The following is a 23,612-nucleotide window of genomic DNA, read 5'->3' on the forward strand; positions in this document are numbered from 1 at the left end:
CGCTGTCGACACTAGCCGCCCGACGCTCAGTGCACCTCCGCGGCGGCGCGCTCGATCGTCGCGCGCGTGACGCGCTTGCGGAACACCCAGTAGGTCCAGCCCTGGTAGAGCACGATCATCGGCAGGAAGATCAGCGCCGCCCACGACATGATCGTCAGGGTGTAGTCGGTGCTCGAGGCGTTGTCGATGGTCAGGCTGTATGCCGGGTCGGTCGAGGAGGGCATGACGTAGGGGAACAGGGCGAAGAAGAGGCTCAGCACCGCGGTGACGATGGTCGCGGCACCGAAACCGAACGCCCAGCCCTCGCGGTCGCGGGCGTTGAAGAACACCGACATGATCAGGGTCACCGCGGCGACCGCGGCCGCGGCGATGACGAAGACCAGAAGCGGCGCCTCGCGTCCGGCGGCGATGAAGATCGTCCAGACGAGGAACGCGGCCGCGACGACGATCGTCAGCATCCCGGCGCGCCCGGCGAGGCGGCGCGCGTCACTCCGGACCGGGTCGTCGGTCTTCAGCGCGATGAAGTACAGCCCGTGCGTGAAGAACAGCAGGAGCGTGGTGAGTCCCCCGAGCAGTCCGTAGGGGTTCAGGAGGGTGAGGAGGGTCCCGGTGAACTCCATGTCGGCGTCGATCGGGACGCCCTGGACGATGTTCGCGAAGGCGACGCCCCACAGCAGCGACGGCACGGCCGAACCCACCACGATCATCGTGTCGAAGCGGCGCTTCCACTGCAGCGAGTCGCGCTGGTGGCGGTACTCGAACGAGACGCCGCGGACGATGAGGGCCAGGAGGATCAGCAGGAGCGGCAGATAGAAGCCGCTGAACAGCGTGGCGTACCAGTTCGGGAAGGCCGCGAACAGGACGGCGCCCGCGACGATCACCCACGTCTCGTTGAGGTCCCACACCGGGCCGATGGTGTTGATGATCTGGCGGCGCGAGACGTCGTTCTTCCCGAGGAAGGGGAGCGACATCCCGACACCGAAGTCGAAGCCGTCCAGGACGAAGTAGCCGATGAAGAAGATGCCGACGATCCAGAACCAGAGGTAGGCGAGATCCATGATGTGCTCCGGGTGCTCAGTAGACCGTGGTCGGGGTGTCTTCGACCGCGCGGTCGCGCGGGTCGGGGTCGTCGGGGCCCGGCAGCGGATCCGGACCCTTCTGGGCGGCCTTGACGATGAGGCCGAACTCCACCACGGCGAGGATCGCGTAGATCGCGGTGAACGACAGCAGCGAGATCAGCACCGTCCATCCCGGGACGCTGGGCGAGACGCCGTCCTCGGTGAGCATGAGGCCGAAGACGATCCAGGGCTGCCGGCCCATCTCGGTGAAGACCCAGCCGACGAGGCTGCCGAGGAGCGGGAGGGGAGCCGACCAGATCGCGATCTTCCACATCCAGCCCGCGACCGGGCGGGTGGCCTTCTTGCGCGTGACCCACAGGCCCGCGATCGCGATGAGCGCCGCGGCGCCGCCGAGGGCGATCATCCAGCGGAACGACCAGTAGGTGACCCAGACGATGGGCATGTAGTCCACGCCGGCGCCGAACTGCTCGGTGTACTGGGCCTGGAGGTCGTTGAGGCCTTCGACGCAGCCGTCGAGGCTGTGCGTGGACAGCAGTGACAGCAGGTACGGCACGCGCAGCGACCAGATCTCCTCGGAGCCGTCGGGCGTGCCGAGCGACAACAGCGAGAACGAGGCATCCGCTCCGCACGCGGTGTCCCACATGGCTTCCGCGGCCGCCATCTTCATCGGCTGGGTCGCCACCATGACCAAGCTGAGCTGGTCGCCGGAGATCGCGACGCCGACGAAGGAGATGACGACGGCCCAGAGGCCGAAGCGGAGCGAGGTGCGCATCGTGTCGATGTGCTGGTTGCGCGAGAGGTGCCACGCCGAGACGGCGACGACGACCGTCGCGGCGAACATCCACGCGGCGAAGATCGTGTGCGGGAAGGCGGCGAGGACGACCGGGTTGGTGAGGACGGCGAAGAAGTCGATCAGCTCGGCCCGGCTGCCGTCGGCGGCCATCTGGTAGCCGACCGGGTTCTGCATGAACGCGTTCGCGGCGAGGATGAAGTACGCCGACAGGGTCGAGCCGAACACGACCATCCACGCCGAGAAGAGGTGGAGGGCGCGGGGGAGCCGGTTCCAGCCGAAGATCCACAGCCCGATGAAGGTGGCCTCGAAGAAGAAGGCCATGAGGCCCTCGAAGGCAAGGGGCGCGCCGAAGACGTCGCCGACGAAGCGGGAGTACGCCGACCAGTTCATCCCGAACTGGAACTCCTGCACGATGCCGGTCACGACGCCCATGGCGAAGTTGATGAGGAAGATCTTCCCGAACAGCCGCGTCAGGTGCAGGTACTTCACCTGACCGGTGCGGTGCCAGACGGTCTGGAAGATCGCCACGACCAGGGCCATACCGAGCGTCAGCGGGACGAAGAGGTAGTGGTACAGCGTCGTGAGACCGAACTGCCAGCGTGCCAGCAGCAGGGGGTCCAGGAATTCCACGATGCGCTCTCCGATCGTCTGGGTCGGCTTGAGTGGTCTGACCACAGAGTACCATGTGGTCTGACCATACGGGGAGGGAGATCTTCCCCCTCCGTCAAGATCAGGATGCTCCGCTCCGACCGCGCGGCGCCGGCGTGGGAGCCGTGAATATCCGTCGCCGCCCGCCCTCTCGCCCACGCGGCGTCTAGGCTCGGACAATGGCCACGCCGGTGATGATCGGGATGCCGCGGCTCGCGGCATCCGGCGCGGCGGATCACGAGAGCGATCCGCGCGCGCCGCTCGTGGACCGGTTCGGCCGCGTGCACCGCGACCTCCGGATCTCCCTCACCGATCGCTGCTCGCTGCGCTGCACGTACTGCATGCCCGAGCAGGGCAACGAGTGGCTGGCCAAGACGAGCATCCTGACCCTCGACGAGATCGAGCGCGTCGCCCGCGTGGCCGCTGACGCGGGGGTGTCGACCTTCCGTCTCACCGGCGGCGAACCGCTCCTCCGCCCCGACATCGTGGAGGTCGTGCGGCGCCTGGCCGCGATCCGCCGCCCGGACGGGAGCGGCGTGGAGCTCGCGATGACGACGAACGGCATCCGCCTCGACGAGGTCCTTCCGGATCTCATCGCCGCGGGTCTGTCGCGCCTGAACATCTCCATCGACACGATCCGCCGCGATCGCTTCCACGCCCTGACGCGCCGCGACCGGCTGCCCGACGTCCTCCGCGGCATCGCGGCTGCCGCGGCATCCCCCCTTCGCCCTCTCAAGCTCAACGCCGTCGCGATGCGCGGCGTCAACGACGACGAGCTGGTCGAGCTGGTCGCCTTCGCCCGTGAGCAGGGCGCGCAGATGCGCTTCATCGAACAGATGCCGCTGGATGCCGGGCACACGTGGGATCGCGCGCAGATGGTGACGCGCGAGGAGATCCTCGCCGCGCTGTCGGCGCAGTGGAGGCTCGACCCGATTCCCGGGCGCGGCGGGGCGCCCGCCGAACGGTGGTCGATCGACGGCACCGCCGACACCGTGGGGATCATCGCGTCGGTGACCGCACCCTTCTGCGGCGACTGCGACCGCCTTCGCCTGACCGCGGACGGTCAGCTGCGCAACTGCCTGTTCTCCACTTCCGAGTACGACCTGCTCCCGGTGCTGCGCGCCGGGAGTGAGGACGACGCCGCCACCGTCGGCGGAGTGCTCCGCGCCTGCGTCGCCGGGAAGCTCCCCGGGCACGCCATCGACGACCCGTCGTTCCTGCAGCCGGCGCGCGGCATGAACGCCATCGGCGGCTGAGAGGGACCGAGGACATGGGACGGCTCACGGCGCGGCGACCCGTGCTGACGGTGACTCTGGAGGCGGATGCCGCCCGGACGCGCCGCCGCCCCGACACCCTCGCGGTGGAGGAGCCGCTGGAGATCCGCGTGGGTGGCGAGCCGCTCGCGGTGACGATGCGCACGCCCGGACACGACGTGGAGCTGGCGGCGGGATTCCTCGTCTCGGAGGCGGTCATCGCCCACGGCGGGCAGTTCCGCTCGGCGATCCACTGCGGCGGCCCGGGCACGGGCGCGGGTGCGGCCGGTGTGTCCGAGAACACGTACAACGTGCTCGACGTGGCACTCGCGGAGGGCGTGGCGCTCCCCGCCGACGCCGCGCGCCGGTTCTACACGACGAGCTCGTGCGGCGTGTGCGGCAAGGCCTCCATCGACGCGGTCGAGACCGTGTCGGCCCACGACGTCGCGGGCGATCCGCTCGAGGTGGACGCCGCGTTCCTCCTCTCCCTCCCCGACCGGCTGCGCGAGGAGCAGGCGGTCTTCACCAAGACCGGGGGGCTCCATGCCGCAGCCCTCTTCGACGGCGGGAGCGGCGAGCTGCTCGTCGCGCGGGAGGACGTCGGTCGCCACAACGCCGTCGACAAGGTCGTCGGCTGGGCGGTGCTGGCCGATCGCCTGCCGCTGTCCGGAACCGTGCTGCAGGTCTCGGGTCGCGCGAGCTTCGAGCTCGTCCAGAAGGCGGCGATGGCGGGAATCCCCGTCCTCTCGGCGGTGTCGGCTCCCTCCTCGCTCGCCGTCGAGCTCGCCGAGGCGCGCGGACTCACGCTCGCGGGCTTCGTCCGCGGATCCTCGTTGAACGTCTACACCGGTGCGCAGAGGGTGCGGGTTCCCGGCGAGGCCTGAGGCGCCGATATCGCGGACGCTGCGTCGTCGGTGCGGAGCCGGATGACGCACCGGTCACCGCAGCCGTGCTCCTGGGTGATCCCGTCGTCGGCGACGGTGAGGGGACCGCCCGCCTGGGCGAGGAGGTTCCGCAGGAGTCCCAGATGCACGCGGCAGGCGGCGGCGTTCTCGGCGCGGTCCTCCGCGGAGTCGATGGGAAGCCGACGCGGGCAGGGGCCGAGATCGAGCGTCAGGTCGCGCTCGTCGACGACGGGGTCGAAGCCGGCATCCGCGAGATCCTCGACGATCGCGTCGAGCTGGTGCACGGCGTCGATGCCGAGACCCGACGGCGCGGGAACGGCGTACAGCCGACGGAGGAGGTCACCGCGCCGGGCGGCCTCGTCGGCACGGCGCCGGGTGACGGGGTGCACCGCGGGGACATCCGCGGCGGCGGAGTACAGCACGCGCGGACGCCCCCGCCGGGTCCGGTGCTCGGTGCGCTCGACGACGTAGCCGGCGGCGACCAGCCGCTGCAGGTGCTCGCGCACGGTGTTGGGGTGCTTCCCGGTGGCGGCGACGAGGTCGGCGATCGGCCGATCGGGATGCTCCTGCAGGAGCCGGAGGATCTCCACGCGACTGTCGCTGGAGACCGCGGAGAACGTGGAGAGGGCGCCGGGGGCGAACGTCATGCTCTCAGTGAACGCGAGGGGGGATGCGCGGGCGGAGGTCGAAGGTCCCGTCGCGTCCGGACACGCGAGAGGCCCGGGACGCGATGCGCACCCCGGGCCTCCCGACGAAGAATTACTCGCCGGTCACGGCGTCCTTGACGTCCTGACCGACCTTCTTGGCGTCGGCCTTGGCCTTGTCGGCTTTGCCCTCGGCAACCATCTCGTCGTTGTCGGTGGCCTTGCCGATGCCTTCCTTGGCCGAGCCCATGGCGCTCTCAGCGTTGTGCTTGATGTCGTCTCCGAGTCCCATGAGGGTCTCCTTCCGTCGTTCGCCGATGGTGGTGCTGACCAGGTTACGGACGGGGTCGTCGCGGGCATCGGGGCTTGACAGTCGTACCGGGGGTGTCTACGCGGGCGCCGGTGCGGGAGGATCGACGCATGTACATGCCCCCTCCCGCGGGCGCCGAATCCGAGATCGGCGGCCCGGACGGCTTCTCGTACGGCGCCGTCCTGCTGCTGACGGATGCCGCGCCCGCGGCGCAGGTCGAGGAGGCGCTCGCGGCGATGCGTTTCAGCGGCTGGATCGCTCCGGCGGAGGACGGGGTGACCGTCATCGTGGGGGACCCCGGCGACGGCGTCGTCGCGGCGGGGCACCGCGGGATCGTCGAGGCGGGCCGCGATCTCGCCGCCGCGACCGGCGCGCGGGCGCTGGCCGCGCGGGTCCGGCGCGATCGTCAGCTCGGCCTCGTCGCCTTCTCCGGCGCGGACGAGGTCGCCCGTTACGACAGCGACCCCTCCCGCGAACCGGATGCCGACCGCGAGGTGATCTCCGAGCCGGTGGGTGCCGACCAGGCGCCCGCGATCGCGGAGCTGTTCGGTCGTGAGGACGCTGCGGAGCGCCTCGAGGAGATCCTCGATGACGAGCTCGATCCGGACAGCACCTTCGAGTCCGAGCGGCTGCGGGACGTGCTCCGCGTGCTCGGACTGCCGGAGTGGGTGGTGGGAGCGGCGCACCTCCCCAAGGTCGTCCCCACCGGGCCGTCGGTGGCGAGCCTCGTCCGCCTGCGCGCGGGCCGCCGGGGTGCGCTCGCTGTGGTGACGGCGTGGCCGATCCGGCGTCTCCGCGCCCGCTGGAACCCCGCCCCGATCCTCGCCGAGCCGCCTCGCGGGTCATCCGGCGACGAGTGGATGTTCCTCTGACGGCAGCGCGCCCGGGTGATCCGACGGCGCCTCCGCGGGATCAGTCGGCGAACGGCTGAAGCAGCGGCTCCATGTCGAGCGACAGGTCGATGAGCTCGCGCAGGAGAGCCCCCATCGAGGCCGACTGAAGGAGGGTGAAGCGGTCGAACTCGCCGAGCGGTGCGATCGCGGCCAGCTGCCACGCGGCCTCGACCGGATCGTCGGAGATCTCGGTGTCGGCATCCCACGCCGTCGGACCGACCTGCGCGGCCCGACCGAGGACACGGCGCACGATCCGGTCGGCTTCGGTCAGCAGGGGCGTCAACGCGTCGTCCCAGGTGAGGCGGGGGAGGACGCTGACCCGCGCGGCCGGGTGCGGGTCGTCCTCGAGCCACTCCTCGACCAGCACGCGGTCGCCGCCGACGGCGACGATCTGGATGTCCTCGGCGCCGGCCTGCACCTGCATCAGGCGCGCCATCGTGCCGACACCGCTGCGCTGGTCGCCGCCTCCGGCTTCGTGTCCGCGCTCGATCAGGACGACCCCGAACTGGGGGTCCTCCTCGTCGAGGAGCCGTCCGACCATCGTCAGGTAGCGCGGCTCGAAGACGCGCAGCACGAGGGGCGTGTGCGGGAAGAGCACCGACCCCAGAGGAAACATCGCCACATCGGCCATGTTCCTCAGTCAACCAGCGTTCGCAGGTCTCGGGGTCGGTGCTCGAGAATCCCCGGCGGGGTCAGGCTCCGGCGGCGGCGGAGACGCGATCCAGCTCGGCGAGCTCCTCCGCGGAGAGCTCGAGGCGTCCGCCTTCGAGGAGTGGCGCGACCTGGTCGAGGCGCGATGCGCTCGCGATCGGGGCGGCGACGGTCGGCTGCATCCGCAGCCAGGCGAGGGCCGTCGAGGCGATGGAGGCGCCGTGGGCGTCGCCGATGCGCGCGAGGGTGTCGATGACGGCGAGGCCCGCGTCGGTGGCGTACTCCGCCGCGGCGGCGGCACGCGGGGTGTCGTGGGCGGCGGCATCCGTCGTCCGGTACTTGCCGGTGAGGAATCCCTTGGCGAGGGCGAAATACGGCACGAGGCTGAGGTTCTCGCGCTCGGCGAGGGGGACGAGGTCGGCTTCGACCTCGCTCCGGTGCATCAGGTTGTAGTGCGGCTGGATCGCGACGGGACGCGCGACGCCCAGCTCGTCGGCGATACGGAGCCACTCCGCGATGCGGGCGGGGGTGTAGTTCGACACGGCCACGTGGCGGACGAGGCCGTCGGTGACGAGCGCGCCGAAGGCCTGGACGGTCTCCTCGAGCGGCGTGTCGGCGTCGTCGAAGTGGGCGTAATAGAGGTCGATCGTCTCGGTGCCCAGGCGCTGGAGGGACGCCTCGGCCGCCGCGCGCACGGTGGTCGCCGAGAGGCCGCGGAAGTCGGGGTGCTGACTCACCTTGGTGGCCACGACGACGTTGCGGTGCCCGCGCGCCGCGAGCCATTTGCCGATGAGGCGCTCGCTCTCGCCGCCGGTGTGGCCGGGCACCCATGCGCTGTACGAGTCGGCGGTGTCGATGACGTCTCCGCCGCCGTCGACGAAGGCGTCGAGGATCGCGAACGAGGCGTCGCGGTCGGCCGTCCACCCGAAGACGTTGCCGCCGAGGGCGAGGGGGAACACGGACAGGTCGCTGGTACCGAGTGTGGTCATGCCTCGGTCCAAGGCCCGGTGGGGGATGTCTATTCCGGATGCCGCGTCCGCGCTCGGCGGAGGACGAGGGTGGCGATGGTGCGCCAGCCGACGAGCAGCAGGCCGAGGGTGAGGGTGGCCACGATGACGAACGCCAGGGCCGTGCCCTGCCCGGACAGGGCGCGGAGCAGCATCCCGAGCGCGACGGTGATGACCCAGATCGGGATGCCGGTGCGGATCGGTGCGAGGGGGCGACGCCACGCGAAGGCGGCCAGCCAGCCGACGGCGAGGGCGACGAGGAACGGCCACCCGGTGATCGCGAGGCCCGCGAGAACCGCTTCGCCGTGGCTGGCGCGGCCGGTGGCGGCGAAGGCGATGACGGCGACGACGTCGACGAGCGCGGCGACGGCGAGGGTGCGGGGGTTCACGCGAGGAGGCACCGTGGCATTCTCGCAGGACGGCGGCGTCGCCCGCGCCGGGGAGAATGGTCGGGTGAGCAGTTCTTCCCCCTCGTCGTCGTCCGCTTCCTCCGATCGCTACGTCGTCGCCACGGACGGTGCCTGCAAGGGCAACCCGGGCCCGGCGGGTTGGGCATGGGTCGGGGAGGACGGGCACTGGGCGGCCGGTTCGATCCCGAAGGGGACGAACAACATCGGGGAGCTGCTGGGTCTTCTCTACGCGATCACCGATCACGCGGACGTGCGGGAACTCGTGGTGCAGGCCGATTCGAAGTACGCCATCGACACGTACGCGTCGTGGATGGACGGGCATCGCCGACGCGGGTGGGTGACGAGTGCGAAGAAGCCGGTCGCCAATCGCGACATCCTCGAGCGTCTCATCGAGGCGCGGGACGCGCGGCGGGCTGCTGGGCTTCCCGACGTGACCCTCGAGCACGTGCGCGGCCACAGCGGGCACGTGCTCAACTCGTGGGCGGATGAGCGCGCGGTTCGCGCGTCGACGCACGCGGCGAAGGGTGAAGAGCTCATCTGGACTTCGCTCCGGGGCCTCGAGCGCCTCGAGGTGGGTGCGGCGCCGCCGCGGTCGGCGGGCGACAAAGTCCGTCGCTGACGGCGCGCGGTTCAGGCGGGGCAGCTCGGGATGTCGGGGTCTTCGCCCTCGGGCACGGGTGCGGTGACGGCGGCGACGACCTGGACCGCACGGTCCCAGTAGCGCGCATAGTGGTTCGGGTCGTCGTTGACCTGGACGCGATGGGCGACGGCGGTCGGAGTGAGCTGCTCGCGGTCGGGCGCGTGCTCGGCGAGGGCGGCGTAGAAGAGGGTGGCGGCCGTGTAGGGGTCGAGGCGCTGGTCGCGGGTGCCCCAGCCGTCCTGCTGCTGGAAGAGGCCGATCGAGGTGGTCGGTGTGCCGTCGGGGTTGCGCACGCCGTTCGTCTCCCAGTCGCCGTAAGGCAGGTTCCGCAGGGACGATTCGCCCATCGCGGTCATCACGGCGATGGTCTGGTCGCGCTCGCCGAAGCCGAGGTCGCGTCCCGCGCCGATGATGGTGCAGGCGTTCGTGAGCTGTTCGGCGCCGTAGCCGGCGACGCGGCGGTCGTCGTCGCGCGGGGCGAAGGCGTCGATCGCCGCGGCGGCGAGGAAGAGGCATCCGCTGAGGAGGGCCACCGGGACGAGGATGAGCGCCAGGATGCCGGCGATCCTGCGGTTGCGGTTGCGGTTGCGGTTGCGGTTGCGGTTGCGGCGTTTCGGTGAACGACGCTTCGAGCGGCTGGTCGGGGTGCGGCCCACGGTGTCGTCCTCCTCTCCGCGCATCGGCGCCCCGCCCAGCGTAGGCGGAGGGTGTGCGCCTCGGCTGGGGATACGGCGGATCTGTGGAGGGCCTGCGGCGGATTCACGGCCCGTAGGCTTCGGGTCATGCGTCGTGTGATCGGTCCTGTGGTCTTGGCTGCCCTCTGCGCGGGTGTTCTGGCCGCGTGCGCGCCTCCCGAGGTCGACTGGGTGGAGGCGGAGGCGCGGGCGGCGGCGTTCCAGGAGGAGCGTGCCGCGGATGCGCCGCTCGGCGTGACCTCGATGCGCATCTCGTCGGGTGGGTCCGGGCCTGAGGAGGAACCGGTCGTGAGGTTGGAGCTCGCCGAGCCGAGTCGCGTCGACGGCTTCACGGTCGCCTGTTTCGGCGATCCGGCGTCGGTGGTCTTCTTCGGGTACACCGTGCGCCAGGGGTCGTCGTGGGTGGGCGGCGAGGCGGCGGAGGTGAACTGCGACGGCGAGGAGACGCGTGTCGCGCCGGCCACGCCGTCCGAGGGTGTGGATGCCGTCAGTGTGACCGGCCAGCGGACCGCCGGCGGCGGTGGCGTGCTTGTCGTGCTCATCGACGGCGAGGAGCCGGGCGGAGAGTAGCTCGCCGAGGTTCGCTGAGGCGCCCGGAAATGCCGGGCGCGGAGCACCGGATCTCCGCAGCGCGGAGTCGTCGTCACGCGTGTGCGGGATCGCGGCGAGGGGTGTCAGAACGGTGCGGGGTCGGGCGGCGGTGCGCCGCCACCCGCATCCGGGGGTGGTGGTGCCCCACCTCCCGACGGCATGAATCTCACGAGTGGTGACGGTGGGTGGTCGATGTAGATCCTGCCGGTCGGTGAGGTCCATTCCAAGGTCCCGCCCCCGAGTTGCCGGACGCCCCAGGAGGTGAATTGCTTCATCGAGTGGTGTCTCTGACACAAGTGGCAGAGGTTCCGGATGTCGGTGGGGCCGCCTTGGGCCCAGTCGAAGGTGTGGTCGAGTTCGCAGCGGATCGCGGGCCGTCGGCATCCGGGAAACCGGCAGTGCCGATCGCGGGCCTTCAAGAATCGCGCCATCGACGCCGTCCGCCGGTAGGAGTCGGTGCAGAGAACCTGTCCTGACACGGGGTGCACCACGAGGCGCTCCCAGGTTGCGACGGCGCCGGCGAGGGCGCGAGCGGTGGCGGGGTCGATGGGGGCGGATCCGACGAGGTCGGCGGTGGTGGTGTCGTTCGCCGGGTCGTCGTCTTTCCCGAGGAGCGTGAGGGCGGGGACGACGACCTGCACCTTCGCGCGAATCATCCCCAAGGTTCCGTTGCCATCGTCGTCGATGGTGGGATCGACCAGAGGTGAGGCGCTCAACAGCATGTCGCAGAAGACATCGGCGCGGATCTGCTCCCGCGTCCGGCAATCCGGCTCATTGGCGTCTGTGTCGGCATCCGCTCCGGCGTCGCCGGGTGTGTTGCGGGCGTCGATGACCGAGGACGCTTGTTCGTTGAGTCGGTCGCTGATCCCCTCTGCCAGAAGTGTCGGGAGCGTCGCGACGAGCTCCGACATCCCATCCCGCAACGGGGTGACGCTCACCCGACGCTCCTCGCGGGCTTTCGCGTGGCGCTCGGCGAGGGTCCGTGGGTGCAGTTCCTGCGCCAAGTGATCGAGACGATCCTTCACCCGACCGACCGATTGCCCGACACACAGTTCCGCCGCGGCCGCGTCGAACTCCGCCCGCGCATTTCGCGGCAGCACCGTTCCGCACCGCAGCACCGCGGTCGCATGGCCACGCGTAATGCGTCCGGCTTCCCACGCCGCCAACGTCGCCGGGTAGCACTCCACCCACTCCATCGCTTGGGTGATCTGCGCCTGCATCGACCGGTCCGTCGTGAACGTCACCCCGGCCAGTTCCGCCGCGACGGAGCGGTAGACCATTTCCTGCGACCGCACCGATGCGGGCTGCCTCCGCGACACCCGCTCCGCGATCGCCCCGGCACGGGCCTGGTTCCGGACGTTGCCGACTTCCATGGCGCCGAGGGCCGGGGTCATGGTCTCCGCGTACTGCGCGACCTCGTCGAGTTCGACGAGGTCTTCTTCGCTGAACTCGATCAACCGGCTCGTATCCATGTTCGAAGACTAGCGACAGCCTCCGACATTCACCTAGCAGTTTTCATCGAGACTGCCTCCTCCCGTCGAGACTGCGTGCCCGACAGTCGGTCGGCGCCCTGATCGTCACTGCCGAAGTGCGGATCCTCCGTCGAGTTGACGATCAAGATACCCCTGGGGGTATAGTGGGTGCCGGAGTTCAGAAATACCCCCTTGGGTATCGCCGGAAAGGGAGAGAAGATGTGTCGAGCCACCAAGTGCCGAACCTGCGGGAAGACGACCTGGGCGGGCTGCGGCCAGCACGTGTCCTCCGTACGCGCGTCGGTGCCCGCGTCGCAGTGGTGCAACGGCAACCACACACGCGGTGACGTTCAGGCGGCGCAGGCGACGCAGAGCGGGTTCTTCTCGCGTCTGTTCGGGCGGTGATCGACGATGGCGACCATTGATCTCTCGAGCGAAACCTTCGGCGCGACAGTCCAGGGAGACGGGATCGTCCTCGTCGACTTCTGGGCGGCCTGGTGCGGCCCGTGTCGATCGTTCGCCCCGGTTTTCGAGGCTGCGTCGGACACGCATTCCGACATCGTGTTCGCGAAGGTGGACACCGAAGCCGAAGCGGAGTTGTCCTCGGCCCACCGCATCGCCTCGATCCCGACGCTGATGGTGATCCGCGATGGCGTGCTGGTCTACAAGCAGCCCGGCGCTCTGCCCGCCCCGCAGCTCGAACTGCTGATCACCAAGGCGCGCGAGCTGGACATGGATGATGTCCGCCGTCAGATCGCCGCCGCCGAGACGAAAGCCTGAAAGCAGACCCGCATGCTCCTCGAACGCTTGTACGACGACGATCTCGCGCACGCCAGCTACCTGATCGGCTGCCAGCGCACCGGTGAAGCGATCGTGGTCGATCCCCGCCGCGACGTGCAGGTCTACCTCGACCTCGCCGCGAGGCACGGTATGACCATCACCGCCGTGACCGAGACTCACATCCACGCCGACTACCTCTCCGGCACCCGCGAACTCGCCGCCCGGACGGGCGCGACGATGTACGTCTCCGCCGAGGGCGGGCCCGATTGGCAGTACGGTCCCGGATTCGATGACGCCATCCGGATGCTGCACGGTGAGCGCATCACCCTCGGCAACATCGCTCTCGAGGCGGTGCACACCCCCGGCCACACTCCGGAGCACCTCTCATTCCTCGTCACCGATGGAGCCGCCGCCTCCGATCCGGGCTACTTCCTCAGCGGCGACTTCGTCTTCGTCGGCGACATCGGTCGTCCCGACCTCCTCGATGAAGCCGCCGGCGGCGTCGACACCCGCTTCCAGGGTGCGCGCGATCTGTTCGCCAGCCTCCGCGACCGCTTCCTCACCCTCCCGGACTATGTGCAGGTCCTCCCCGCGCACGGGTCCGGCTCGGCATGCGGCAAGGCCCTCGGCGCTGTCCCCACCTCGACGGTCGGATACGAGCGTCGCTTCGCCTGGTGGGCACCGTACGTGGCCGCCGGCGACGAGCAGGGTTTCATCGACGCGCTCCTGGGCGACCAGCCTGACGCGCACGCATACTTCGCCCGGATGAAGCGGCAGAACCGCACCGGACCCGCTCTGCTGGGCGAGCTCGCACCCCTGCCGCAGATCGACGCCTCGGAATTGTCCGCCGCGCTGGACGAGAACAGCGTCATCCTCCTCGACACCCGCCACCACTCGCAGGTGCACCAGGGCACCGTGCCCGGCGCGCTCAACGTCCCCGGCGAAGGGAAAGCCGCCAGTTACGCCGCCTGGGTCTACGACCCTGAAACGGAGACGCGCCCGATCGTCGTTCTGGCTGACTCGACCGAGGCGGCCGGGCGGTTCCGCGATCACCTGCTGCGGGTGGGGATCGACGCCGTCCACGGCTTCACCGCAACCCTCGACGGACTGCGACTCGTGCAGCCGAAGACCATCGCCCCCACGGATATCGATCAGACGGAGCACGCCCTCCTCCTCGATGTGCGCAACCGCACCGAGTACAACGCGGGACACATCCCCGGTGCCACGCAGCTCGCCGGCGGTCGCGCTCTCTGGCACACCGAAGAGCTCCCGGCCTCGGGCGCCATCCTCACCTACTGCCAGAGCGGTGTCCGCAACAGCGTCGTCGCCAGCGCCCTGCGCCGCGCCGGTCACGATGTCATCGAGATCGAAGGCAGCTACCGCGCCTGGCTCGCCGCAACGACCACGCAACCAGCAGTGAACGCCGCCTGAACCTCCACGAGCCCTCGTCGTGCTGCCCGAGGAGGTTAGGCCTGGGCGCCCGCCCGTGTCCCGACCCAGCCGAGCGCCGGCGCGACGTACTTCGCGAACGACTCGACGATCCGCAGGTTGAACTCCACGCCCAGCTGGCTCGGGATGGTGATCATCAGGGTGTCGGCGGAGGCGATCGCGGCATCCTGCAGCAGCTGCTCGACGAGGACGTCGGGCTCGGCGGCATAGGACTTGCCGAACGTCGAGGTCATCCCGTCGATCATGCCGATCTGGTCGCCGTCCTGGCGGCCGCCGAAGTACATGTGCTCCTCGGCGGTCGTGATCGGGATGATGGATCGGCTCACCGACACGCGGGGGTCGCCCGCGTGGCCCGCCTCGCGCCACGCGGCGCGGAACGCGTCGATCTGCTCGGCCTGCAGGATGTCGAACGGTCGGCCGTCGGCGGAGGTCAGCAGCGTCGACGACATGAGGTTCACACCGGTGCGGCCCGCCCATTCGGCGGAGTCGCGGTTGCCGGCACCCCACCACACGCGCGAGCGGAGACCGGGGGAGTGCGGCTCGATGCGCTGCATCCCGGTCGCGCCGCGGCTGAACGGGCTCGCGGGGTCGCGCTCGGCGAGACCCTCGCCGTCGATCGCGCGGAGGAACAGGTCCATGTGCTCGCGGGCGAGGTCGGCGCCGCGGGGGTCCGTCGATCCGGTGTAGCCGAAGGTCTCGTAGCCGCGGACGACCGTCTCGGGTGACCCGCGGCTCACACCGAGCGCGAGTCGCCCGCCGGAGATCAGGTCGACGGCTGCCGCCTCCTCCGCGAGGTACAGCGGGTTCTCGTACCGCATGTCGATGACGCCCGTGCCGACCTCGATGCGCTCGGTGCGGGCGGCGATGGCCGACAGGAGCGGCATGGGCGCCGCCTGCTGCCGCGCGAAGTGGTGGACGCGGAAGTACGCGCCGTCGACCCCGAGGTCATCCATCCCCTGGGCGAGATCGATGGCCTGGAGCATGGAGTCGCCGGCGGTGAGGATGCGTCCGCCGCCGAGCGGGCCGTAGTGGCCGAACGAGAGGGTGCCGAATCGCTGCATGGTGGTTCGAACGCGACGCCACCGGCATCCATTCCCGTGAATGAGAAGTAGCCGTAGACGCCGCTGCACTGCGTACCATCGGCGAGTGGCCTCACCGACGCACCCCCGCTCCACCGCGATCACCCTGCGCCCGGTGGCCCTCGCGTATCGACTGGTCGCGCTCGGCCTGATCGCCACCGGCGTCATCCGCCTGCTCGATCTCTTCACTGCCGACCCGAGCTGGAAGACCCTGCTGTACTTCACGGCGCTGAGCAACGTCGCCGCGATGGTCTGGATGCTGGTCCTCGTCATCGCGACGATCCGTGACCTGATCCGCCACGGCGTGCGCGGCACGACCGAGCCGCTCCCGCGCATCCAGGGCGCGGTGATGATGGCGCTCGTGGTGACGATGCTCGTCTACACCGTCGTGCTCGTGCCGAGCCTGACCCAGGACCCCGCGTACGAGGCCTACACGCTCACCGACTCGCTCGTGCACGTCATCTCGCCGCTGCTGATCGTCGGCGAGTGGCTGCTGCTGCGCACCAAGGGGCGGATGCGGTGGCTCGACCCGCTCTTCTGGGCGGTGTTCCCGTTGGCCTATCTCGCGTTCGCCTTCACCTACGGTGCGCTCGGGGGCGAGTTCGAGCCCGGAGTGAATCACCCCTATCCCTTCATGGATGTCGGAGCGCTCGGCGTCGGCGGCGTCGCTCTGTGGATCCTCGCCCTCGTCGTGGTGCTCGAGGCCTTCGGGTTCGTCCTGGTGGCGATCGATCGCGGGCTCGGTACCCTCGCCGCGCGACGAACGCAAGAGGTCGCTCCGGTGCACGCGCAGGTCTAGCGTGTGCGCATGGACACCTCCGCATACGACCTGATCGTCATCGGCGCCGGACCCGTCGGGGAGAACGTCGCCGACCGCGCCGTCGCCGGGGGTCTCTCGGCCGTCATCGTCGAGTCCGAACTCGTCGGTGGCGAGTGCTCGTACTGGGCGTGCACCCCGTCGAAGGCCCTTCTGCGTCCGATCGCCGCCCTCCGCGGAGCGCGCGACGTCGACGGTGCGAAGCAGGCGGTCACCGGCGACCTCGACGTCGCGGCGGTCCTCCGTCGGCGCGACCACGCGGTCCACGAGTTCGACGACAGCGGGCAGGTCGAGTGGCTGCAGGGTGCCGGGATCGACCTCGTGCGCGGACACGGGCGGCTCACCGGCGACAAGCAGGTCGAGGTGACGGATGCCGCGGGCGAGGTCGTCGCGACCCTCCACGCCCGGCACGCCGTGGCCGTCTGCACCGGCACCTCCGCGGCGATCCCCGACATTCCCGGCCTCGCGGAGGCCGCCCCGTGGACCTCACGCGAGGCCACCGCCGCGCAGGAGGTCCCCGCCTCTCTCGTCGTCATCGGTGGCGGCGTCGTCGCGTGCGAGATGGCGACGGTGTTCGCCGCGCTCGGGAGCGCCGTCACCGTGCTCTCCCGCTCGCGCCTTCTCGGGAAGGTCGAACCCTTCGCCTCGGATGCCGTCGCCGACGGGCTCCGCGACGCCGGCGTCGATGCCCGCCTGGGCGCGACTCCGGTGAAGGTCTCGCGCGCCGACGGCGGCGAGGTCACGGTGACGCTCGAGGGCGGCGACGAGGTGCGGGCAGCGGAGGTCCTCGTGGCGACCGGTCGCACGCCGAACACCGGAGACCTCGGACTCGAGACCGTCGGGCTCGCCTCGGGGGAATGGATCGAGGTCGACGACACGATGCGCGTTCCCGGTTCGGAGTGGCTCTACGCCGTCGGCGACGTCAACCACCGCGCGCTCCTCACCCACCAGGGCAAGTACCAGGCGCGGGCCGCCGGCGACGTCATCGCCGCGCGCGCGAACGGCACCCCGGTCGACGACGCGCCGTGGGGTGCGCACGTCGCCACCGCCGACCATGACGCGGTCCCGCAGGTGACCTTCACCGAACCCGAGGTCGCCTCCGTCGGTCTGACCGAGCAGGCCGCCCGTGACGCCGGCCTCGGCATCCGCGTCCTCGATTACGACCTGTCGTGGGTCGCGGGCGCCTCCGCGCACTCCGACGCGTACTCGGGGGCCGCACGCGCGATCGTGGACACGCAACGGAACGTCCTCGTGGGGGCGACCTTCGTGGGTCCCGATGTCGCCGAGCTGTTGCAGGCCGCGACCATCGCGGTGGTCGGCGAGGTGCCGATCGACCGCCTGTGGCATGCGGTCCCGGCGTACCCGACGGTCAGCGAGGTGTGGCTGCGCCTCCTCGAGCAATTCGGCCGCCCCGAGGCCTGACCCGGTCGGGGCGCTCTAGCCTCGATGCATGAGCAGGCATCCGGTTCCCGATCCCGTCGGCCCCGGTGAGGAGTCCGTGTGGGACTACCCCCGTCCTCCGCGCTTGGAGCGCGTCGACGGGCGCGTCACGATCGAGCTCGGCGGCGAGGTGATTCTCGCGACCGACGACGTGGTGCGCGTGCTGGAGACGAGCCACCCGCCGACCTACTATCTGCCCGAGGCCGACTTCGTGCCGGGAGCGCTGACCCCGGCCGCGGGATCGTCCTTCTGCGAGTTCAAGGGCGCGGCCCGCTACTTCGACGTGCACGGCGGCGGGGGTGTCACGCGCGAGCGCGTCGCGTGGTGCTACCCCGACCCGACCCCCGGGTTCCGCAAGCTCCTCGGTCGCGTCGCGGTCTACGCCGCCCCGATGGACCGGTGCACCCTGAACGGCGACGAGGTCGAGCCCCAGCCCGGCGGCTTCTACGGCGGGTGGGTCACCCCCGGCATCCGCGGCCCGTTCAAAGGCGGACCCGGCAGCCTCGGGTGGTGAGGATGCCGGGTCGGCGGTTCTGCTGGTGACGCGCGAGCGTCAGGCGGCGGGCGTCAGGCCGTGGCCTCCGAGCGCTTCGGAAGCACCCACCCGGCGCGCGGGAAGTGGCACGTGTACCCGTTCGGGTAGGTGATCAGGTAATCCTGGTGCTCGGGCTCGGCCTCCCAGAAGGGGCCGGCCTCCTCGATCGTGGTGACGGCCTTTCCGGGCCACAGGCCCGACGCGTCCACGTCGGCGATCGTCTCGCGCGCGACGCGCTCCTGCTCGGCGTCCAGCGGGAAGATCGCAGAGCGGTAGCTCGATCCGATGTCGTTGCCCTGGCGGTTCAGGGTCGACGGGTCGTGGATCTGGAAGAAGAACGCAAGGATGTCGCGATACGTCGTCTTCGTGGGGTCGAACACGATCTCCACGGCCTCGGCGTGGCCGGGGTGGCGTCGGTAGGTGGCGTGGTCGTTCTCGCCGCCGGTGTAACCGACGCGGGTGTCGAGGACGCCGGGCTGGCGGCGGATGAGGTCTTCCATGCCCCAGAAGCAGCCTCCGGCGAGGACCGCCGTCTCGGTGCCGGGGGTGCGGGTGATCTCTCCGGTGTCGGTGGGTCCGCTGGTCATCGGATTCTCCTTCTTCTCTCTCGGTCGATTCTCTCGCGTGCCACGGTCGGTGGGCGCTGTCAGGGTCAACGACGGATGCCGGCCATTTGGTCCCGCGAAGCTGGACGTGCGGTGTGAGTTCGCGTGGTGGAGACTCGCGCGTCGGTCGGGTAGCGTGCGAGGACACGGGCTGGGGGAGCGCGTGCGGAGCGAGACCTGGGGGCACTTCGACGATGACGGCGCAGAACACCCGTACCGCGGCGGATCCGGCCGCCGTGGCGAAACGCAAGAGGCGGCAGGCGCTGCGGAACGTCGCGGTGGCGACGGGGTCGACGGTGCTCGTCGCCGGGTTCCTCGTCGGCGTCTTCTTCGCCTTCGGTGAGGCCGGAGACGTCATCGCCGCCACCCCCGAGGCCACGGCCTCCGCCGAGATCGGCGATGCATCGGTGGTCGTGGAGGTCAGCGGTGACCGCATCCGCGTCGGTGCGCCCGAGGCGGCCACCACGATGGCGATCTGGGAGGACTTCGCCTGCGGGCACTGTCGCGAGTACGAGACCCAGATCGGACCCACGGTGCAGGAGCTGGTGGGCGCCGGCTCGCTCGCAGTGGAGTACCACCTGCTGGACTTCATCTCGGACTACAGCGCGGTCGCCGGAAGCGCCGCGGCGTGTGTGGCTACCGAGCAGCCGGACGTGTTCTTCACCGTCCACGCGACCCTCTTCGCCATCCGCGAGAACGCCGAGGACGAGTACTCGGCCGAGCAGCTGGAGTCATACCTGGAGACCGCCGGGGTCACCGACGAGGGGGCCCTCGAGTGCATCGGGCAGGCCCGATACGGCGACTGGGTCGCGCAGAACGCCGGCGCGGCCCGCGACGCCGGCATCACCTCCACCCCCACGGTGCGGATCAACGGCGAGGACATCGGTCGGGTGGACGCGACGCAGCTGCGGGACCTCGTCGCCCAGAACGCCGGCTGAGCGTTCCCTCCGAGTCCGGGGGAACCGCCCCCACGACAACTCAGCGATATATCGTTATGTGTCGTCGGGGTGTCGTTCGGCATCCGTCTCACGCCAGGAGGTCGTCATGAGTGATTCGTTCATGGGTGCAGGATTCGGTGGTTCGCGCGGATTCGGTCCGATGCAGCCCGGAGGTCAGCTCTGGGAGGCGATGGACCAGCTCCGCTCGGCCTTCGAGCAGCGTGTCGGCGGCGGTTCGTCGCGCATGGGTCGCGGCGATGTCCGCGCGGCCGTGCTCGCCCTGCTCGCCGAAGCCCCGATGCACGGCTACCAGATCATCCGCGAGATCGAGGAGCGCAGCCACGGGTCGTGGAAGCCGAGCGCCGGTTCGGTCTACCCGACCCTGCAGCTCCTCACCGATGAGGGACTCGTCGTCGCCGAGGAGTCCGGCGGACGCAAGACCTATGCGCTGACGGATGCCGGTCGGCTCGAGGCCGAGTCGGCCGACCGCTCCGCGCCGTGGGAGTCGGGTTCGCGCGAGCGCAAGGACCTCACCGCCCTCCCCAAGGCCGGCCTCGAGCTCGCCCAGGCCGCCGCGCAGGTCGGCCGATCGGGTACCGCCGCCCAGCAGGCGGAGGCCGTCGCCGTCCTGGAGGACGCGCGCCGTAAGCTCTATTCGATCCTCGCTCAGGACTGAGCCGGGTGCCGCCGGCGCCCGGGCGCCCGCGTCGGGATCAGGGAGGCCTGATGCCCGACGCCGCCGACATGCGCGCCCGCTACCGCCGCATCCTGCGGTTCGCGCTGCGCTACATGGTGCAGTCGTGGTGGTACGAGCTGTTCCTGCCGCGCTTCGGTCTCTCCGCGATCGCCACGCGCACCCGTGCGCGTCGCATGCAGCGGATCGCGCGTCGCTTCCACGGTCTCGCCGTCGATCTCGGCGGGCTCATGATCAAGGTCGGGCAGTTCATGTCCTCCCGCCTGGACGTGCTCCCGCCGGAGATCACCAAGGAGCTCGAAGGGCTGCAGGACGAGGTGCCCCCGGTGCCGTTCGCGCAGATCCGCGCACTCGCCGAAGCCGAGCTCGGCGTCAGCCTCGAGCGCGCGTACGCCGCGTTCGACCCGAACCCCGTGGCCGCGGCATCCCTCGGTCAGGCGTATCGGGCGCGACTCGCGCCGGAGGATGCGGCGCAGACCGGGCTCGACGCGGTCGTGGTGAAGGTTCAGCGTCCCGGGATCGAGCAGATCGTCGCGGTCGATCTCGCGGCGCTCCGGAAGGTCGCCGGATGGCTCGACCGCGTCCGGTTCGTGTCGGATCACGTCGACCTGCCGACGATCGTCGAGGAGTTCGCCGTCACGAGCGAGGAGGAGATCGACTACCTCCACGAGGCGCAGAACGGGGAGCGCTTCGGCGAGATGTTCGCCGGCGACGCCCGCGTCGGACTTCCCGAGGTGGCGTGGGAGCGCTCGACGCGCCGCGTGCTGACCCTGCAGGACGTCACGGCGATCAAGATCAACGACCTCGACGGGCTCCGCGCCGCCGGAATCGACCCGACCGAGGTCGCCGAGCGCTTCGCCGCGGTCATGTTCGACCAGCTCTTCGGCAACGGGTTCTTCCACGCCGATCCACACCCCGGCAACATCTTCGTCACCCCCCTCGCCGACGGCGAATGGGAACTCACCTTCATCGACTTCGGGATGATGGGCCAGGTGCCCCCGACGCTGCGGCGCGGGCTCCGACGCCTCCTGATCGCGGTGGCCTCGCGCGACGGGCGCGGTCTGGTCGACAGCATCCGCGACGTGGGCGTGTTGTTGCCGTCGGCGGAGACCGCCGAGCTCGAACGGGCCATGAGCACCCTGTTCGCGCGCTTCGGCGGGATGGGCGTGTCCGAGCTCGCCGAGGTCGACGAACGGGAGCTCCGACGCTTCGCGATCGAGTTCGGCGAGGTGGTGCGGTCGCTGCCGTTCCAGCTGCCGGAGAACTTCCTCCTCATCATCCGCGCGCTCTCGCTCGTATCGGGGATGTGCAGTGCGCTGGACCCCGACTTCAACATCTGGGATTCCGTCGAGCCGTACGCCGCGCAGCTGCTGCGCGAAGAGCGCGGCAACGTCGTGCAGGGCTTCGCGCAGGATGCGGTGACTTCGGTGCGGATCGCCGCGCGACTGCCTCGCCGTATCGACGACCTCGTCGACCGGGCGCAGGAGGGTCGGTTGTCGTTCGAGACGCCGCGGCTCGACCGTCGCGTCGGCGCCGTCGAGCGGGCCGTCCGTCGCGTGGTGTCGGCGGTCGTCTTCGTGGGCCTGTTCATCGGGGGCCTCGTCCTCCGCGCGGACGACGTGGTGTGGGGCACGATCATCGTGCTCGCTTCCGTGCCGCCGCTCCTGCACGCGACGTTCGCGGGGCTTGCGGCGCGCAGCCGCGGCCTCGAGTGAGCGGTGTGCGGCGCGGGGCGGTCGGCATGAGTGGTGCGGCGTACGCTGAGCGGATGCCGTCCGAATCGCTTTCGCCCGCGCGGGCCGAGCTGGCGGCGCTGGCCGCCGGTGCGAGAGGCGGGTCGCTCGACGCGGCGCTGGTCGACCTCCCGTCGGTGCCGGATCCGCGACCGGCATCCGTGCTGATGCTGTTCGGAGTGCTCGACGCCGTGATGAGCGATCACGCGGCAGCCGACGCCGCCGTCTCGCGCGACCTCGATGTGCTGCTGCTGTCGCGGGCCGAGACGCTGCGCTCGCACCCCGGGCAGATCGCCTTCCCCGGCGGACGACAGGATGCCGGAGACGACGGCCCGGTCGCCGCCGCTCTCCGCGAGGCGCGCGAGGAGACCGGCCTCGACGTCGCCGGGGTGGAGGTGCTCGGCGCTCTGCCGCCGGTGCCGTTGGCCTACTCGCGGCACGTCGTGACGCCGGTGCTGGCGTGGTGGCGGCATCCGTCGCCCGTGGGCGTGATGGACGAGGCGGAGTCGGCGGAGGTCTTCCGCGCACCGGTCGCCGACCTGCTGGACCCGGCGCATCGCGGGGTCACCGTGATCCGGCGCGACGGCCAGGAGTGGCGGGGACCTGCATTCCTGCTGCCCGGTGCCGGACGCGAGCGCCTCGTGTGGGGATTCACCGGCATGCTGCTCGACGCCCTCTTCGACCGGCTGGGCTGGACCGAGCCCTGGGACGACCAGCGCGAGCTGCCGCTGGTGCTTCGGCCCGACGCGTCCGGCTGAGCGCGTCCGGCCGAGCGCGTCCGTGCGGAGGGGTTCCGTGCGGACGGGTGCCGCCGCTAACCTGCGGGTGTCGAGGGGAGCGGTCATGGGCGACGACGCGGTCGACTACGTCGAGGTGGAGTTCGAAGACACCGGGTCGGAATCCGGACCGGCGGACGAGGTCGATTCGTACGCCGCGGAGGCGATCGCGAGCGGTGAGAGCGTGGTCCGCGTGCCGCTGCTGAGTGGCAGCCTCCCGGCGGTGAAGGGGGCTGCGGTGACTCTGACTCGCGAGAGCAGCGCCACGTCGTCGTCGGGGTTCGAGCTGAAGATCTTCAGTGCCGGAGCGGGGCGGACCGCCAAGATCACGGTGAAGCGGTCGACGCAGCTGGAGTTGAAGCCGGGGGAGACGAAGACCCGGTTCATCGAGGTGCCCGTCGCGTGGCAGATTTTCGCGGATCCGGATCGACCCGGTGGGACGATCACGGTCGTGACACCCGGCATTCCGCCGGACGGCCGCTACGACGTGCGCGTGGACACGTCGCGACTTTCCACGGCGGGATCGACCTCGCAGACGATCGACAACGACGCCGACGGCGTGCTCACCGACACCGACGCCGTCGAGACTGCGCGCGGCTCCACCTTCACCCTCGGGTTCGAGGCGAAGGAGGCCGGTGTCTCAGCGACGGTGAAGGTCGGCGTCGAGCGCGCGACGACCACGACCGTGAAGTACTCGCTTCCGCGCGGCTCGTTCGCGCTCGAGTGGTTGAGCGACGCGACCGGCGTCTACATCTCCCGGAGGTAGGGAGTGCGG

27 protein-coding genes are annotated in these 23,612 nt (G+C 70.5%); 16 read left to right on the forward strand and 11 right to left on the reverse strand.

Going from position 1 to position 23,612, the window contains the following annotated elements; all coding sequences use genetic code 11:
• Positions 1 to 26 precede the first annotated feature (26 nt).
• Both cydB and AB0O93_RS02165 read right to left on the reverse strand, forming a co-directional pair.
• Positions 27 to 1,058, reverse strand: a complete 1,032-nt coding sequence (gene cydB / locus AB0O93_RS02160) for a cytochrome d ubiquinol oxidase subunit II (RefSeq protein ID WP_363340054.1) — start codon at positions 1,056 to 1,058, stop codon at positions 27 to 29.
• Positions 1,059 to 1,074: 16 nt separating this feature from the next.
• Positions 1,075 to 2,502, reverse strand: a complete 1,428-nt coding sequence (locus tag AB0O93_RS02165; protein ID WP_363340978.1) for a cytochrome ubiquinol oxidase subunit I — start codon at positions 2,500 to 2,502, stop codon at positions 1,075 to 1,077.
• Between the two features lie 221 nt (positions 2,503 to 2,723).
• On the opposite strand from AB0O93_RS02165, the gene moaA reads away from it, so the two are divergent.
• Both moaA and fdhD read left to right on the forward strand, forming a co-directional pair.
• Positions 2,724 to 3,776, forward strand: a complete 1,053-nt coding sequence (gene moaA / locus AB0O93_RS02170) for a GTP 3',8-cyclase MoaA (protein WP_363340980.1) — start codon at positions 2,724 to 2,726, stop codon at positions 3,774 to 3,776.
• A 14-nt stretch (positions 3,777 to 3,790) separates the two neighbouring features.
• The gene (gene fdhD / locus AB0O93_RS02175; protein WP_363340056.1) at positions 3,791 to 4,657 is read left to right on the forward strand and encodes a formate dehydrogenase accessory sulfurtransferase FdhD; all 867 of its coding nucleotides are present in this window, start codon (positions 3,791 to 3,793) and stop codon (positions 4,655 to 4,657) included.
• Here the strand turns inward: fdhD and AB0O93_RS02180 are convergent.
• Both AB0O93_RS02180 and AB0O93_RS02185 read right to left on the reverse strand, forming a co-directional pair.
• On the reverse strand, positions 4,615 to 5,325 hold the full coding sequence (locus AB0O93_RS02180; RefSeq protein ID WP_363340058.1) for a helix-turn-helix domain-containing protein: 711 nt from the start codon (positions 5,323 to 5,325) through the stop codon (positions 4,615 to 4,617). The genes fdhD and AB0O93_RS02180 overlap by 43 nt on opposite strands.
• Positions 5,326 to 5,437: 112 nt before the next feature.
• Positions 5,438 to 5,614 (reverse strand): CsbD family protein, encoded by a 177-nt coding sequence (locus tag AB0O93_RS02185; RefSeq protein WP_363340060.1) that lies wholly within the window; start codon positions 5,612 to 5,614, stop codon positions 5,438 to 5,440.
• A 128-nt stretch (positions 5,615 to 5,742) separates the two neighbouring features.
• On the opposite strand from AB0O93_RS02185, the gene AB0O93_RS02190 reads away from it, so the two are divergent.
• On the forward strand, positions 5,743 to 6,504 hold the full coding sequence (locus AB0O93_RS02190) for a hypothetical protein (RefSeq protein ID WP_363340062.1): 762 nt from the start codon (positions 5,743 to 5,745) through the stop codon (positions 6,502 to 6,504).
• A 40-nt stretch (positions 6,505 to 6,544) separates the two neighbouring features.
• On the opposite strand, the gene AB0O93_RS02195 is transcribed toward AB0O93_RS02190, so the two are convergent.
• The 3 genes from AB0O93_RS02195 to AB0O93_RS02205 all read right to left on the reverse strand — a co-directional run bounded on the left by AB0O93_RS02195 (position 6,545) and on the right by AB0O93_RS02205 (position 8,584).
• On the reverse strand, positions 6,545 to 7,156 hold the full coding sequence (locus AB0O93_RS02195; protein WP_363340064.1) for an LON peptidase substrate-binding domain-containing protein: 612 nt from the start codon (positions 7,154 to 7,156) through the stop codon (positions 6,545 to 6,547).
• A gap of 61 nt (positions 7,157 to 7,217) precedes the next feature.
• On the reverse strand, positions 7,218 to 8,165 hold the full coding sequence (locus tag AB0O93_RS02200; RefSeq protein ID WP_363340067.1) for an aldo/keto reductase: 948 nt from the start codon (positions 8,163 to 8,165) through the stop codon (positions 7,218 to 7,220).
• 29 nt (positions 8,166 to 8,194) lie between these two features.
• Positions 8,195 to 8,584 carry a DUF3054 domain-containing protein gene (locus AB0O93_RS02205; protein WP_363340069.1) on the reverse strand — a complete coding sequence of 130 codons (390 nt, stop codon included), beginning with the start codon at positions 8,582 to 8,584 and terminating at the stop codon, positions 8,195 to 8,197.
• A gap of 52 nt (positions 8,585 to 8,636) precedes the next feature.
• Between AB0O93_RS02205 and AB0O93_RS02210 the strand changes: the two genes are divergently transcribed.
• Positions 8,637 to 9,212, forward strand: coding sequence for a ribonuclease H (locus AB0O93_RS02210; protein WP_363340071.1), 576 nt, complete (start codon positions 8,637 to 8,639; stop codon positions 9,210 to 9,212).
• An 11-nt stretch (positions 9,213 to 9,223) separates the two neighbouring features.
• Here AB0O93_RS02210 and AB0O93_RS02215 read toward each other — a convergent pair whose 3' ends face one another.
• Positions 9,224 to 9,889 (reverse strand): peptidase M23, encoded by a 666-nt coding sequence (locus tag AB0O93_RS02215; RefSeq protein WP_363340073.1) that lies wholly within the window; start codon positions 9,887 to 9,889, stop codon positions 9,224 to 9,226.
• A 126-nt stretch (positions 9,890 to 10,015) separates the two neighbouring features.
• Between AB0O93_RS02215 and AB0O93_RS02220 the strand changes: the two genes are divergently transcribed.
• On the forward strand, positions 10,016 to 10,498 hold the full coding sequence (locus AB0O93_RS02220) for a hypothetical protein (protein WP_363340075.1): 483 nt from the start codon (positions 10,016 to 10,018) through the stop codon (positions 10,496 to 10,498).
• A 104-nt stretch (positions 10,499 to 10,602) separates the two neighbouring features.
• On the opposite strand, the gene AB0O93_RS02225 is transcribed toward AB0O93_RS02220, so the two are convergent.
• Positions 10,603 to 11,991: a DUF222 domain-containing protein gene (locus tag AB0O93_RS02225; RefSeq protein ID WP_363340077.1), complete on the reverse strand. Its 1,389-nt coding sequence runs from the start codon at positions 11,989 to 11,991 to the stop codon at positions 10,603 to 10,605.
• A 219-nt stretch (positions 11,992 to 12,210) separates the two neighbouring features.
• Between AB0O93_RS02225 and AB0O93_RS02230 the strand changes: the two genes are divergently transcribed.
• Genes AB0O93_RS02230 through AB0O93_RS02240 form a run of 3 tightly spaced genes read left to right on the forward strand, consistent with a single transcriptional unit; the run spans position 12,211 to position 14,202 of the window.
• Positions 12,211 to 12,396 (forward strand): hypothetical protein, encoded by a 186-nt coding sequence (locus tag AB0O93_RS02230; protein WP_363340080.1) that lies wholly within the window; start codon positions 12,211 to 12,213, stop codon positions 12,394 to 12,396.
• 6 nt (positions 12,397 to 12,402) lie between these two features.
• Complete coding sequence (locus tag AB0O93_RS02235) at positions 12,403 to 12,771, forward strand: thioredoxin domain-containing protein (protein ID WP_363340082.1); 369 nt, start codon at positions 12,403 to 12,405, stop codon at positions 12,769 to 12,771.
• Positions 12,772 to 12,783: 12 nt separating this feature from the next.
• The gene (locus AB0O93_RS02240; RefSeq protein WP_363340084.1) at positions 12,784 to 14,202 is read left to right on the forward strand and encodes an MBL fold metallo-hydrolase; all 1,419 of its coding nucleotides are present in this window, start codon (positions 12,784 to 12,786) and stop codon (positions 14,200 to 14,202) included.
• Between the two features lie 35 nt (positions 14,203 to 14,237).
• Here AB0O93_RS02240 and AB0O93_RS02245 read toward each other — a convergent pair whose 3' ends face one another.
• Positions 14,238 to 15,281, reverse strand: coding sequence for an LLM class flavin-dependent oxidoreductase (locus AB0O93_RS02245; RefSeq protein ID WP_363340086.1), 1,044 nt, complete (start codon positions 15,279 to 15,281; stop codon positions 14,238 to 14,240).
• A gap of 85 nt (positions 15,282 to 15,366) precedes the next feature.
• Between AB0O93_RS02245 and AB0O93_RS02250 the strand changes: the two genes are divergently transcribed.
• The 3 genes from AB0O93_RS02250 to AB0O93_RS02260 are packed head-to-tail and all read left to right on the forward strand — an operon-like array spanning position 15,367 to position 18,070.
• A complete protein-coding gene (locus AB0O93_RS02250; protein ID WP_363340088.1) occupies positions 15,367 to 16,098 on the forward strand; it encodes a Pr6Pr family membrane protein in 732 nt (243 codons plus the stop codon).
• A 9-nt stretch (positions 16,099 to 16,107) separates the two neighbouring features.
• A complete protein-coding gene (locus AB0O93_RS02255) occupies positions 16,108 to 17,538 on the forward strand; it encodes an NAD(P)/FAD-dependent oxidoreductase (protein ID WP_363340090.1) in 1,431 nt (476 codons plus the stop codon).
• A 28-nt stretch (positions 17,539 to 17,566) separates the two neighbouring features.
• Complete coding sequence (locus AB0O93_RS02260; protein WP_363340092.1) at positions 17,567 to 18,070, forward strand: DUF427 domain-containing protein; 504 nt, start codon at positions 17,567 to 17,569, stop codon at positions 18,068 to 18,070.
• Positions 18,071 to 18,123: 53 nt separating this feature from the next.
• On the opposite strand, the gene msrA is transcribed toward AB0O93_RS02260, so the two are convergent.
• On the reverse strand, positions 18,124 to 18,678 hold the full coding sequence (msrA, locus tag AB0O93_RS02265) for a peptide-methionine (S)-S-oxide reductase MsrA (RefSeq protein ID WP_363340094.1): 555 nt from the start codon (positions 18,676 to 18,678) through the stop codon (positions 18,124 to 18,126).
• 212 nt (positions 18,679 to 18,890) lie between these two features.
• Here msrA and AB0O93_RS02270 point away from each other — a divergent pair, with 212 nt between their 5' ends.
• The 5 genes from AB0O93_RS02270 to AB0O93_RS02290 all read left to right on the forward strand — a co-directional run bounded on the left by AB0O93_RS02270 (position 18,891) and on the right by AB0O93_RS02290 (position 23,603).
• On the forward strand, positions 18,891 to 19,634 hold the full coding sequence (locus tag AB0O93_RS02270; RefSeq protein WP_363340096.1) for a DsbA family protein: 744 nt from the start codon (positions 18,891 to 18,893) through the stop codon (positions 19,632 to 19,634).
• A 106-nt stretch (positions 19,635 to 19,740) separates the two neighbouring features.
• Positions 19,741 to 20,310, forward strand: a complete 570-nt coding sequence (locus AB0O93_RS02275) for a PadR family transcriptional regulator (protein ID WP_053548050.1) — start codon at positions 19,741 to 19,743, stop codon at positions 20,308 to 20,310.
• Between the two features lie 50 nt (positions 20,311 to 20,360).
• On the forward strand, positions 20,361 to 22,043 hold the full coding sequence (locus AB0O93_RS02280; protein ID WP_363340098.1) for an AarF/UbiB family protein: 1,683 nt from the start codon (positions 20,361 to 20,363) through the stop codon (positions 22,041 to 22,043).
• Positions 22,044 to 22,096: 53 nt separating this feature from the next.
• Positions 22,097 to 22,819: a CoA pyrophosphatase gene (locus AB0O93_RS02285; protein WP_363340100.1), complete on the forward strand. Its 723-nt coding sequence runs from the start codon at positions 22,097 to 22,099 to the stop codon at positions 22,817 to 22,819.
• Between the two features lie 85 nt (positions 22,820 to 22,904).
• On the forward strand, positions 22,905 to 23,603 hold the full coding sequence (locus tag AB0O93_RS02290) for a hypothetical protein (protein WP_363340102.1): 699 nt from the start codon (positions 22,905 to 22,907) through the stop codon (positions 23,601 to 23,603).
• The last annotated feature ends 9 nt before the right edge of the window (positions 23,604 to 23,612 follow it).

The sequence above is a fragment of the Microbacterium sp. NPDC077184 genome (genome assembly GCF_040687055.1).
Classification (GTDB): Bacteria; Actinomycetota; Actinomycetes; order Actinomycetales; family Microbacteriaceae; genus Microbacterium.